This window comes from Streptomyces sp. AHA2 (assembly GCF_036857595.1).
Taxonomy (GTDB): Bacteria; Actinomycetota; Actinomycetes; order Streptomycetales; family Streptomycetaceae; genus Streptomyces.
In genome coordinates, this window is sequence record NZ_JAUQWJ010000004.1 from 342,865 (window position 1) to 355,507 (window position 12,643).

Consider the following 12,643-nt stretch of genomic DNA (forward strand, 5'->3'; position numbering starts at 1 on the left):
GTGTGGCGGAAGTGGCCGGAGTAACCGTGACATGAGCTGCCGCCCGGGCGGGCGGCCGGTCAGCGGGTCACTTCGTCACCCGGTACGTCGCCGCCGCCTGCTCGTACAGCCGGGTCACCTCGTCCCGCTCCGACTCGGGCCCGCGCACCTGGACCACGTGGTACCGCCCGTCGACCAGCATCGCGAGGTTGCGCACGTACAGCTCCTCACCGCCGGTGCCGGTCCAGGTGAACTGCCCCTCGGCCATGGTCCGTCCGCCCACGTCGATCCGCTTCAGCCCGGTGGAGGTGGCCCAGCTGGAGTCTCGGTAGGGCTGCAACTCGCGCTCGTGCTCCCGCTGGTAGGCCATCGGGTCGCTGCCGTACTCCGAGGCGCCGTCCCGGCCCGGCACGACGAGCAGCCGGAAGTCGCCCTCGGCGTAGACGACCTGGCCGTCGCCGTTGCGCGGAGTACGGTTCCAGCCCTCGGCGACGGCGACCTGGAAACCGGCCGGGTCCTTGCGCAGGGTGAAGCCGTCGGCCGCGCCGGGGCCGGTGGTCTGGGTCTCGCTGGAGCCGGTCGACGTCGACGGGCTCTCCCCCGCCCCGGGCGCGGTCCGGTCGGGCCGCGGTTCACCGCTCGCGTCCGGCTCCGGCGCTCGGCCCGCCTCACCGGCGGCGCCGGTACGGTCCGTCCCCCGCCCCTGGTCGGTGTCCGACTCGGGCATGAAGAGCATGGCGTAGGCGATCGCCGCGGCCATCGCGAGCAGCACCAGCAGGAGCAGGGTGCGGCCGAGGCGGTGCGGCGAGCGGTTCTGCGTCCGGGCCCGCTTGTGCCGCCCGTGGTGCGCGGGCAGTCCGGCCCGGCGCCTGCGCACCAACTCGCCCCGGCGGCGCACGACGGGCAGCCGGCCGGCGTCGACGGGCGGCGCCGGGACGACGTGCACACCGGCCTCCGGCTCGGGCGCCGAACGCACCAGGGAGCGCAGCCAGCCGCGCAGTTCCTCGAAGGCCAGCCGCTCGGTGGGGTCCTGACGCAGCAGTGACTCCACCACCGGCCGCAGCGGCCCGCACTCCTCGGCGTACGCGGGCGGTTCCGCGCACACCATCTGCACCAGCTCGGCCGTCGACTCCTCCGGGTAGGGCGCATGGCCCTGCACGGCCCGGAACAGCAGCGCGCCGAGCGCCCACAGGTCGGTCGCCGGCCCGATCGGCGGTGCGAGCTGCCAGTTCTCGTGCACGGGCCCGGCCTGCTCCGGTGCCCAGCGCTCCGTCACCGGCCCGACCACGGCCATCCGGGCCTGCCGCGCCCGTTCGGCGGCCAGTGCCGTGGCGGGTCCGCGCCGGGGGGCCGGGGTGTCGGCCACGAGGTCGTCCCAGCGGGTGGATCCGCTCCGGGCGTCGGCGCCGGGCGCAGAGGACAGCGTGGCCTGGTCCCGTCCGCGGGGGGCGGCCGTGCCGCGGGGCGTCGCGCCGTGCCAGGCGGTACCGGCGCGGGGGCTGCCGCCCACGCCGTAGGGGTCCGCGATCCGCCCGGGCGGTGACGCCCCGGGGGCGGTGCCCTGCCCGGGGACGTACGCCGGCTCGCCGCCGTACGGCGACTGCGCCGGCCCGGCGCTGTAGGGCGCCGTCTCGGCCCCCGGTGCCGGCCGGGCTCCGGGGAGGGCCGCGCGCTCGCCCTGCTGGGCCTCCTGCACACGTGCCGCGGCCCGGGCGCCGGCCCGGTAGGCCGCGATCGCCCCGGCGCGGGCCGCCCTCGGGTCCGCGCTGTCCTGTTCCGCCCTGCGCGCGGGCACGGCCGGCCCACCGCCCGGCCCGTCACCCCCGGCCGGGGGCAGGCCCCGGGACTCGCGGGCCTCTATGGCCGCCCTTCGCGCGGCCTCGGGGTCACCGGGGTCGCCGGGTCCGGCCGGACCGGAACCGCCCTGTCCCAGGACGTCGGCCGCTTCCGCGCCGCCGCTGCGCTGGCCGGGCTCCCCGAGGGCCGCTTCCGGCACCGGGTCGTAGCCGCACAGCGCCTCCTCCGCCGCGCCCACGGCCAGCCCGGTCAGCATGACCCGGCCGTCGTCGCAGACCAGGACGGTACGCGCGGTGATGTTCCGGTGCACCCAGCCGTGCGCGTGCAGCACCCGCAGCGCCATGAGGACGTCGGAGGCCACCTCGGCCGCCCGGTACGGCGTCAGCGGCTTCTCGGCGAGCAGCGCGGCCAGCGGACGCGCCTCCACCAGCTCGCTGACGACCCAGAGCGAACCGCCCTCGGCGAACACGTCGAAGACCTGGTCGAGCCGGGGATGGTCGGGGATGGCCGCCGCCGCCTGGGCCGCCTCGACCGCGCGCCGCACCACCGGGTCCGCCGGCCGCCGGGTACCGCGGCTGCCCGCCCGCGTCCCGGACCGCCGGGCCCCGCCCTCACGCGCGGTGAAACCGTCGGGCAGTCCCTCCGCGTCGAGGACCTCCGCCTCGACGACCTCCGGCAACGGCACCTGCCGCACCAGGACTTCCTGTCCACTGTAGGTGTCGAAGGCCCGGGTCTCGGTGAGTTCGTACTCGTCGGAGGGCGGCAGCGGCAGGCGGTAGCGGTCGGCGAGCACCCGGCCCGCGTAGTCGTCCACGTTGCCTCCCCCGGCAGCCCGGTCGGTCACATCCGTTCGCCCCACGGTCCGTTCCGGCTGCGCACGGTCCGCAAACATTCACGATACGTGCCACAGGCAACCCGCAGCGTGGGGATGCCAGATCTGCCTCCCCAAACCCGGGGCGGCCCATGCTCAGGACTTGGGTTCGAAGCTCGTGGTCAGCGTCCGCCAGGTGTCCTTGCGCAGTTTGCCGTCCCAGTCGGCCGCCTTCGCCGTGTACATCAGCGCGTACCCCTGCCGGTCGCTGACGACGAAACCGCGGTCGATCGTCCGGTACTTCGTACCGCCCTCGGAGTAGGTGAACTCCCAGTCGGCCGCCTTCCAGCCGCGGTAGTCCACCTTCTCTATGCGGATCCGGTCGTACTGGGCGCGCTGCATGTAGCGCTCCTGGTTGCGCCAGTCCGTCACCGGGTCGCCCTTGGGCGTGGACGTCCAGGCGATGAGCAGCTTCTGGCCCTCGGGTCCGGCGAACCGGTCCCCGGCGGCACCCGTCGTGGTGTACTTCCAGCCCTTGGGCAGGCCGATGGAGTAGCCCTGGTTGCCCTGGTGCTTGGAGACCGCCGTGGTGCCCTTGTCGCCGGAGCCGCCCGAGCCGGAGCCGCTGCCGGACGAGTCGCCCGTCGAGTCACCGGCCGTGTCCTCGGAGGCGGGCTCCGAGGAGGCGGGCCGGGTCTGCTCGCCGTCCGTGCCGGTGCCGCCCTTGTCGTCCTCCTTGGTGCCGGCACTGCCCGGCGCGCTGGCGGCGGGCTTGCCCCCGCGGTCGCCGGAAGCCCCGTCGGCGCCCTTGTCGTCGCCGCTGAGGGCGATGGCGACCACGGCCGCGACCACCGCCAGCGCCACGACCACGGCGATGATCACCAGGTTGCGCCGCGGCACCACGTCGGTGAGCGGCGCCCGGGGCGCGGGCCGCGCCGGCAGGTCCGGCGGCGCCATCACGGGCCAGCCGGAACTCCGGCCCCCGGAGGACGACTTCGTGCCCTGCTCATCTGTTCCCGCGTCGGCCCCCGCGCCGGACTTCTGCAGGGACGCGCCGGAACCCGCGCCCCCGGCCCGGACCGGGTCGGTACCGCTGTCCGACGCCGAGGAGGCGGCTGCCTCCCCGGACTTGGCGGTGACGGCGGCGGCCGATCCCGCCGCGGCCTTGCGGACGGAACGCAGCGCCCCGCGCAGCCGCTCCCCGGCCTCCTCGCCCCGCTTGGCGCCCGCTCCGGCCGCACCGCCCTTGCGCGAGGAGCGGTCGGGCTGCGGGGGCAGCGGAACGACCTTCGTCGCGTCCACCGCCTCGGGCTCGGCCTTGTCGGGCGCGCGCAGCACCGAGTTGAGCATCGCCCGTGCGCCCGCGTCGTCGAGCCGCTGCGCCGGGTCCTTGGTGAGCAGCCCGTGGATGACGTCCTTCAACGGGCCGGCGTTCTTGGGCTCTTCCAGCGGCTCGGTCATCACGGCCGTGAGGGTCGCTATGGCCGACCCCTTGTCGTACGGCGGGGAGCCCTCGACCGCCGCGTACAGCAGTCCGCCGAGCGACCACAGGTCGGCCGCCGGGCCGGGCTTGTGCCCGCGGGCCCGCTCCGGGGAGATGTAGGAGGGCGCGCCGACGAGCATGCCGGTGGAGGTGATGGACGGGTCGCCCTCGACCTGCGCGATGCCGAAGTCGGTGAGCACGACCCGGCCGTCCTCGGAGATCAGCACGTTCGACGGCTTCACGTCGCGGTGCAGGATGCCCTCGCGGTGCGCCGAGCGCAGCACGTCGAGGACCGCGAGCCCGACCTCGGCGGCCCGCTTCGGCTCCAGCAGGCCGTCCTCCCGGATGACCTCGGCGAGCGACTTGCCCTCGACCAGCTCCATCACGATCCAGGGCCGGTCGTCCTCCTGGACCACGTCGTAGACCGTCACGGCGCTGTTGTTGCGGATGCGCGCGATCGCCTTGGCCTCGCGCAGCGTCCGGGTGATGAGCCGCCGCTTCTCCTCCTCGTCGATGCTCGACGGGAAGCGCAGCTCCTTGACGGCGACCGTCCGGCCGAGGGTTTCGTCCTCGGCCCGCCACACGGTGCCCATGCCGCCGCGGCCGAGCACCTTGCCCAGCCGGTAGCGCCCCGCGAGGAGACGCTCCCTGTTGTCCTGACGAGTGTCCTGACGAGATGTGCCCGCCCGCTCCGCCTCCGACATGCGTCCCCTCATACAACCCGCCCTGACAGAGCCTCCATTGTCCCTCACCCGACAAGTGCCCCGTCCCCAGGGGCCCAGTGCTCCGTACTCGGATGCCCGCCCGGCGTGAACCCGGGTGCGGCACCTCTCGCGCCACCTTGCATCATGGGCCCCCGAACAGTGAGGAGCCCGCATGCCGCCGATCCGGACCTGGCCCGTCCTGCCGGTGGCCGCCGCCCTCCTCGCACTGCTCCCGGCCGACTCCTCCGCCCTTCCGGCCCCGCCCACGGACTCGGTGCTGCCCCTGCTGGTGACCCGGGGCGGAGCACCGGCCGCCGCCCTGCTCGCCCGGGAGGGCGATGCCACCCGTTACGCCCGGGCCGGGATCGGAATCTCCCGCTCCGACCACTTCCGCGCCGGGAGCGTCACCAAGACCTTCGTCGCCACGGTCGTCCTGCAACTGGCCGCCGAGCACCGGCTGTCGCTGTCCGACACGGTGGAACGGCACCTGCCCGGACTGGTGCGGGGTGAGGGCAACGACGGCCGCGCGCTGACCCTGCGCTCCCTGCTCACCCACACCAGCGGCCTGTACGACTTCACCGCGGACACCGGCGGGACGGCCCCCGTCACGCCCCGTCAGGCCGTACGCATCGCCCTCACCCACCCTCCGGCCGAACGCGGCCGCTTCTCCTACTCGAACACCAACTACGTCCTGCTCGGCCTGGTCGTCGAGCAGGTCACCGGCCGCTCCTACGCCGCCGAGACCGAGCGCCGCATCCTCAGCCCGCTGCGCCTGACGGGCACCTCCTTCCCCGGATCCCGCTCCTCCCTGCCCGCCCCGCACGGCCGGGCCTACGCGGCCGACGGAACCGACGTCACCGCACTCGACCCGCGGGCGGCCGGAGCCGCGGGTGAGATCGTGACCACGCTCACCGACCTGAACCGCTTCTACGCGGCCCTGCTGGGCGGCCGGCTGCTGCCCCCACGCCTGCTGCGCGAGATGCTCGACACCGGTGCCGCGCATGGCGCGTACGGCATGGGCCTGCTTCCCGAGAGACTCCCCTGCGGCCTCACGGTGTGGGGACACAACGGGCATATATCCGGCAGCTACGTGCGCACCGCGGCCACCGCCGACGGCCGGCATGTCCTCACCTTCCGCGTGAACACGGACGCGTTGACCGACCCCGGCCTCGAACCCGCGATGCTCGCGGCCGAGTTCTGCCCCCGCACCTCGTGGAACGACCGGGTCCCGAACGGAGATCCCGGCTCCCGACACTCGTTCGGGTGATGCGAGGCGGACCAGGGCCGGGAAGGACGACCGGCAGGCCGGCGCTCCTGCCCGCCGACCGGCCCAGGTGCCCCTGCACGCACCGGCACGACGTCCGGTGCTGTCACGGCAGCGCGCTGCCACACCGGCACGACGTCCGGTGCCGTCCCGGTGGCACGATGTCCGGCGTTCCTACAGCGGCACGATGTCCGGCGCCCCGAGCCGGGCCGCGTCCGCCGTGAGGTCGTCGGGCTGGCGCTGCGACTCCCGCTCGGCCTCCACCCGCTTCTCGTAGTGCTGCACTTCGCGCTCGATCTGGTCCTTGTCCCAGCCGAGGACGGGCGCCATGAGTCCGGCGGCCTCGCGGGCGCTGCGCGTCCCCCGGTCGAAGGTCTCGATCGAGATCCGCGTCCGCCGCGTCAGCACGTCGTCCAGGTGCCGCGCGCCTTCGTGGGAGGCCGCGTAGACGATCTCGGCGCGCAGGTAGTCGTCCGCCGCCGGCAGCGGTTCGCCCAGGGACGGATCCTCGGCGATGAGGTCGAGGAGCTCCTCGGCCAGCGCCCCGTACCGGTTCAGCAGGTGCTCCACGCGCACCACGTGCAGACCGGTGCGGGCCGCGATCCTCGCCCGCGCGTTCCACAGCGCCCGGTAGCCCTCCGCGCCCAGCAGCGGCACCTCCTCGGTGACGCACTCGGCGACGCGCATGTCGAGCCCGTGCACCGCCGCGTCCACCGCGTCCTTGGCCATGACCCGGTAGGTGGTGTACTTGCCGCCCGCCACGACGACCAGCCCCGGCACCGGATGCGCCACGGTGTGCTCGCGCGACAGCTTGCTCGTGGCGTCCGACTCGCCCGCGAGCAGCGGCCGCAGCCCCGCGTACACGCCCTGGACGTCGTCCCGGGTGAGCGGAACCGCGAGCACCGAGTTCACGTGCTCCAGCAGGTAGTCGATGTCCGCGCTGGAGGCGGCCGGGTGGGCCTTGTCGAGGTCCCAGTCGGTGTCCGTGGTGCCGACGATCCAGTGCCGGCCCCAGGGGATGACGAACAGCACCGACTTCTCCGTGCGCAGGATCAGCCCGGTCGTGGAGTGGATGCGGTCGCGCGGCACGACGAGGTGGATGCCCTTGGAGGCGCGGACGTGGAACTGTCCACGTTCGCCGACCATGGCCTGGGTGTCGTCCGTCCACACACCGGTCGCGTTGACGACCTGCTTGGCGCGGATCTCGTACTCGCCGCCCCCTTCGACGTCCTGCACCCTGGCCCCGACGACCCGCTCCCCCTCGCGCAGGAAGCCCGTCACCCGGGCGCGGTTGGCCGCCTTGGCGCCGTACGCCACCGCCGTGCGCACCAGGGTCGCCACGTAACGGGCGTCGTCCATCTGGGCGTCGTAGTACTGCAGCGCCCCGACCAGGGCGTCCTTCTTCAGGCAGGGTGCCACGCGCAGGGCGTGAGAGCGCGTCAGGTGACGGTGCATCGGCAGACCGCGCCCGTGTCCGCGGGCCATCGACATGGCGTCGTACATCGCGACGCCCGAGCCGGCGTAGAGCCGCTCCCAGCCCTTGTGCTGCAGCGGGTACAGGAACGGCACGGGCTTCACCAGGTGCGGGGCGAGCCGCTCCAGCAGCAGGCCGCGTTCCTTCAACGCCTCCCTGACCAACGCGAAGTCCAGCATCTCCAGGTAACGCAGGCCGCCGTGGATCAGCTTGCTGGACCGGCTGGAGGTGCCCGACGCCCAGTCCCGGGCCTCGACCAGGCCGGTGGACAGACCTCTGGTGACGGCGTCGAGGGCGGTGCCGGCACCGACCACGCCTGCGCCCACGACCAGCACGTCCAGCTCACGCTCGGCCATAGATGCGAGGGACTCGGCGCGCTGCGCCGGTCCGAGTGTCGCTGTCCTCACCGCTGCCTCCCGCGTTCATCGGTCGCGCCGGCCGCACCCGTCGGGCACAGCCCCGTCCGTACCCCCATGCCCAAATTCTGACCGGGTTGCCCGACTTCAGCCACCACGGATCCTCAGCCTGTGGACAACATCCGCGGAAGACTCACCGAAACTCGGCCGGGCAATCCCACATAACGGTCATATTTACTCCTAGTCTGACATTGCGCTCGCCCGTCCTGTCCACAGGGCTTGCGCACCTGTCCCAGTTCGGCTATCGGGAAGGACGGCCACCGCCATGCCCGCAGATCTCGCCGTGATCGGACCCGGCCCGTACGGCCTGCCCCTGGCTCAGGCCGCCGTCGCCGCCGGCATCCCCACCATCGGTTACCGGACGGGCCCCGACGCCGGCTCGCTCAGCCCCGCGGAACTGCGCCGGCTGCTCTCGGGGGGCTTCCGGCCCATCACCGACCCCGCCGAGCTCGGCCGGGTGCGCACCGCGGTCCTGTGCGTGCCGACGCCGCCCGGGGCGGACGGCGGGTTCGACCTCGGCCGGCTGGAGGCGGCCGCCCGCACACTGGCCGCGCACCTGCGCCCGCACACCACGGTGATCCTGGAGTCCCCCGTGCACCCCGGCACGACGGAGGACTTCCTGCGCCCGCTGCTCGAAGAGGGATCCGGACTGCGCGCGGGACGGGACTTCCACCTGGCCTACTCCCCCAGCCGGGTCGACCCGGGCAACCGGGACGCCACCCCCGCCACCACTCCCCGGGTCATCGGCGGCCTCACCCCGGCCTGTACGGAATCGGCCGCCGCCTTCTACGGACGCCTGACCGACAAGGTGGTACGCGCGCGTGGCACCCGCGAGGCGGAGACCGTGCACCTGCTGGAGTCCAACTACCGGCACGTGAACATCGCCCTCGTCAACGAGATGGCCGTCCTGTGCCACGACCTGGGCGTCGATCTGTGGGACGTGGTCCGCTGCGCGGAGACCAAGCCGTTCGGCTTCCAGGCCTTCCGCCCGGGCCCCGGCGTCGGCGGCCACTCCGTGCCGCAGGACCTGACCGCCCTCGGCGGGCGCGGACTGCGCATGGTGGAACTGGCCCGGCAGGTCAACGACCGCATGCCCGGCTACGTCGTCCAGCGCGCCGCCGCGCTCCTCAACGAGCACGGCAAGTCGGCCCGGGGCGCCCGCGTGCTCCTCCTCGGCGTCACCTACAAGCCCGACCTCGCCGACCTCCAGGGCACCCCGGCCCGGGAGATCGCCCAGCGCCTGCGTGAACTGGGCGCGGCGGTCAGCTACCACGACCCCTACGTGCCCGCCTGGAGCGTCCAGGACCACCCGGTGCCGCGGGTGGACTCCCTCTACGAGGCGGCAGCGGACGCGGACCTGACCATCCTGCTCCAGCAGCACCGCACCTACGACCTCCAGGGCCTGTCGGTCAAGGCCCAGCTCCTGCTGGACACGCGGGGGGCTGCCCCCACGGGGGCGGCGCACCGGTTGTGAGGGGGGCGCGCGGGGTGCGGCAGCCGGGGGACTGCCGGCATACGGCACCCGGCCCGGGTCCCTTGCGAAAACAGACGGAGCCCACCGCAGAGGCCACTGCGTCAGGCTCCTGGATGGATCACTTGATCACGGAGTGTCCGCCCCTGGACTTCGTGGGGGCGGCCGCTCACCATCCGAAGATCCGCGAGATCCACCTCCTCCGGCACGGCACCGTCCGGAGACGGACCGGGGCGCCGATCACGGACCCCAGCGGCTCACCACCGCCCCTCACCGACCCGAACGGCCCGACGGCGACCGTGCGCCCCCTCGCGGCAACAAGCGCCCCGGCCGGGCCACTTGGGCATGCGAAAGGCCCGGCCACTCCCCTGAGCGGCCGGGCCCCCTCGCGTGCGGAGCGGGTTACCGCCGGTGCTGCGAGTCCGCCACCGTCACCTCGACGCGCTGGAACTCCTTCAGCTCGCTGTAGCCGGTCGTGGCCATCGCGCGGCGCAGGGCGCCGAAGAGGTTCATCGAACCGTCGGGCGTGTGGGACGGACCCGTGAGGATCTCCTCCAGGGTGCCGACCGTGCCGAGGGCGACCTTCTTGCCGCGCGGCAGCTCCTCGTTCACGGCCTCCATGCCCCAGTGGTGGCCCTTGCCCGGGCCGTCCGTCGCACGGGCCAGCGGGGAGCCCATCATGACCGAGTCCGCGCCGCAGGCGATCGCCTTGGGCAGGTCCCCGGACCAGCCGACACCGCCGTCGGCGATCACGTGCACGTACCGGCCGCCCGACTCGTCCATGTAGTCGCGGCGGGCCGCGGCCACGTCGGCGACCGCCGTCGCCATGGGGACCTGGATGCCGAGCACGTTGCGCGTGGTGTGCGCGGCGCCGCCGCCGAATCCGACCAGCACACCGGCCGCGCCGGTGCGCATCAGGTGCAGGGCCGCCGTGTACGTGGCGCAGCCGCCGACGATCACCGGCACGTCCAGCTCGTAGATGAACTGCTTCAGGTTCAGCGGCTCGTGCGCGCCGGAGACGTGCTCGGCGGAGACCGTCGTACCGCGGATGACGAAGATGTCCACGCCCGCGTCCACGACCGCCTTGGAGAACTGGGCGGTGCGCTGCGGGGAGAGCGCGGCGGCGGTGACGACGCCGGAGTCGCGCACCTCCTTGATGCGCTGCCCGATCAGCTCCTCCTTGATGGGAGCCGCGTAGATCTCCTGCAGGCGCCGCGTCGCGGTGTCCGCGTCGAGACCGGTGATCTCGTCGAGCAGCGGCTGCGGGTCCTCGTAGCGCGTCCACAGGCCCTCGAGGTTCAGCACGCCGAGGCCGCCCAGCTCGCCGATGCGGATGGCGGTGGCCGGGGAGACGACCGAGTCCATGGGGGCGGCCAGGAAGGGCAGCTCGAAGCGGTAGGCGTCGATCTGCCAGGCGATCGAGACCTCCTTCGGGTCCCGCGTACGGCGGCTGGGGACGACGGCGATGTCGTCGAAGGCGTACGCCCGGCGGCCGCGCTTGCCGCGCCCGATCTCGATCTCAGTCACGTCTGTGGCCTTTCCCTGATGCGTTGCAGCGTCTTCCAGTATCGCCGACCGGCACGACGAGGGCGGCCCCGGATGCTTCCGGGGCCGCCCTCGAGGACGTCTGCCGCCTACTTGCGGCTGTAGTTCGGCGCCTCGACCGTCATCTGGATGTCGTGCGGGTGGCTCTCCTTGAGACCCGCCGACGTGATGCGGACGAAGCGGCCCTTGGACTCCATCTCCTCGATGGTGGCGGCGCCCACGTAGCCCATGGTCTGGCGCAGACCGCCGACGAGCTGGTGCAGCACGTTGGCCAGGGGGCCGCGGTAGGGCACCTGGCCCTCGATGCCCTCGGGCACGAGCTTGTCGTCGGAGGCGACCTCGGCCTGGAAGTAGCGGTCCTTGGAGTACGACCTGCCCTGGCCGCGGGACTGCATCGCCCCGAGCGAGCCCATGCCCCGGTAGGACTTGAACTGCTTGCCGTTGATGAACTGCAGCTCGCCCGGCGACTCCTCGCAGCCGGCGAGGAGGCTGCCCAGCATGACCGTGTCGGCACCGGCGGCGAGCGCCTTGCCGATGTCGCCCGAGTACTGCAGGCCGCCGTCGCCGATCAGCGGCACACCGGCCGGGCGCGCGGCGAGGGACGCCTCGTAGATGGCGGTGACCTGCGGGACGCCGATGCCGGCGACCACACGGGTGGTGCAGATGGAGCCGGGGCCGACGCCGACCTTGATGCCGTCGACACCGGCGTCGATCAGGGCCTGGGCGCCGTCGCGCGTGGCGACGTTGCCGCCGATCACGTCGACGTCGACGCTCGACTTGATCTTCGACATCCAGCTCAGGGCGTTGCTGTTGTGGCCGTGCGAGGTGTCGACGACCAGGAAGTCCACACCGGCCGCGGCGAGCGCCTGGGCCCGCTCCAGGGCCTCGGGGCTGGCGCCCACGGCGGCGCCGACGATCAGCCGGCCCTCGGCGTCCTTGGCCGCGTTCGGGTACTGCTCGGCCTTGACGAAGTCCTTGACGGTGATGAGGCCCTTGAGGACACCGGCGTCGTCGACCAGCGGCAGCTTCTCGATCTTGTGGCGGCGCAGCAGCTCCATGGCGTCGGGTCCGGAGATGCCGACCTTGCCGGTCACCAGGGGCATCGGCGTCATGACCTCGCGCACCTGGCGGGAGCGGTCGGACTCGAAGGCCATGTCGCGGTTGGTGACGATGCCGAGGAGCTTGCCGTTGCCGTCGGTGACGGGGACGCCGCTGATGCGGAACTTGGCACACAGGGCGTCGGCCTCGCCGAGCGTGGCGTCCGGGTGCACCGTGATCGGGTCGGTGACCATGCCCGACTCGGACCGCTTCACCAGGTCGACCTGGTTGACCTGGTCCTCGATGGACAGGTTGCGGTGCAGGACGCCGACGCCGCCCTGGCGGGCCATCGCGATCGCCATGCGCGACTCGGTGACCTTGTCCATGGCGGCGGACAGCAGCGGGATGTTGACCCGGACGTTGCGGGAGATGCGGGACGAGGTGTCGACCGCGTTGGGGAGCACTTCCGATGCACCCGGCAGCAGCAGCACGTCGTCGTAGGTCAGCCCGAGTGTCGCGAATTTACCGGGCACTCCGTCGACGTTGGCAGTCATGACACCTTCCCCAAATGGCCTTGATCGGTGCGGATGTCCATGCTAACGGGCAGCGGCGCTGTCTCATTCCACGGTTCCGCCCTGCTCCGGGCTTCGTATGTTCGTAC

Annotated in this window: 7 protein-coding genes; 2 read left to right on the plus strand and 5 right to left on the minus strand. The window is 73.2% G+C overall.

Annotated features, from left to right (window positions below; genetic code table 11):
• Positions 1 to 67 precede the first annotated feature (67 nt).
• Together Q5694_RS12005 and Q5694_RS12010 are read right to left on the minus strand one after the other, a co-directional pair.
• Positions 68 to 2,590: a protein kinase gene (locus tag Q5694_RS12005; protein WP_333932651.1), complete on the minus strand. Its 2,523-nt coding sequence runs from the start codon at positions 2,588 to 2,590 to the stop codon at positions 68 to 70.
• A gap of 153 nt (positions 2,591 to 2,743) precedes the next feature.
• The gene (locus Q5694_RS12010) at positions 2,744 to 4,774 is read right to left on the minus strand and encodes a serine/threonine-protein kinase (RefSeq protein ID WP_333932652.1); all 2,031 of its coding nucleotides are present in this window, start codon (positions 4,772 to 4,774) and stop codon (positions 2,744 to 2,746) included.
• A gap of 172 nt (positions 4,775 to 4,946) precedes the next feature.
• Here Q5694_RS12010 and Q5694_RS12015 point away from each other — a divergent pair, with 172 nt between their 5' ends.
• The gene (locus tag Q5694_RS12015; RefSeq protein ID WP_333932654.1) at positions 4,947 to 6,041 is read left to right on the plus strand and encodes a serine hydrolase domain-containing protein; all 1,095 of its coding nucleotides are present in this window, start codon (positions 4,947 to 4,949) and stop codon (positions 6,039 to 6,041) included.
• 171 nt (positions 6,042 to 6,212) lie between these two features.
• On the opposite strand, the gene Q5694_RS12020 is transcribed toward Q5694_RS12015, so the two are convergent.
• Complete coding sequence (locus tag Q5694_RS12020) at positions 6,213 to 7,919, minus strand: glycerol-3-phosphate dehydrogenase/oxidase (RefSeq protein ID WP_333932656.1); 1,707 nt, start codon at positions 7,917 to 7,919, stop codon at positions 6,213 to 6,215.
• A gap of 274 nt (positions 7,920 to 8,193) precedes the next feature.
• On the opposite strand from Q5694_RS12020, the gene Q5694_RS12025 reads away from it, so the two are divergent.
• Entirely contained in the window at positions 8,194 to 9,402 is a 1,209-nt protein-coding gene (locus Q5694_RS12025) for a nucleotide sugar dehydrogenase (RefSeq protein ID WP_333932657.1), read from the plus strand.
• A 399-nt stretch (positions 9,403 to 9,801) separates the two neighbouring features.
• Here the strand turns inward: Q5694_RS12025 and Q5694_RS12030 are convergent, their stop codons facing one another.
• Positions 9,802 to 10,926, minus strand: coding sequence for a GuaB3 family IMP dehydrogenase-related protein (locus tag Q5694_RS12030; RefSeq protein WP_333932659.1), 1,125 nt, complete (start codon positions 10,924 to 10,926; stop codon positions 9,802 to 9,804).
• Between the two features lie 107 nt (positions 10,927 to 11,033).
• Entirely contained in the window at positions 11,034 to 12,536 is a 1,503-nt protein-coding gene (gene guaB / locus Q5694_RS12035) for an IMP dehydrogenase (RefSeq protein ID WP_333932660.1), read from the minus strand.
• Positions 12,537 to 12,643 lie beyond the last annotated feature (107 nt).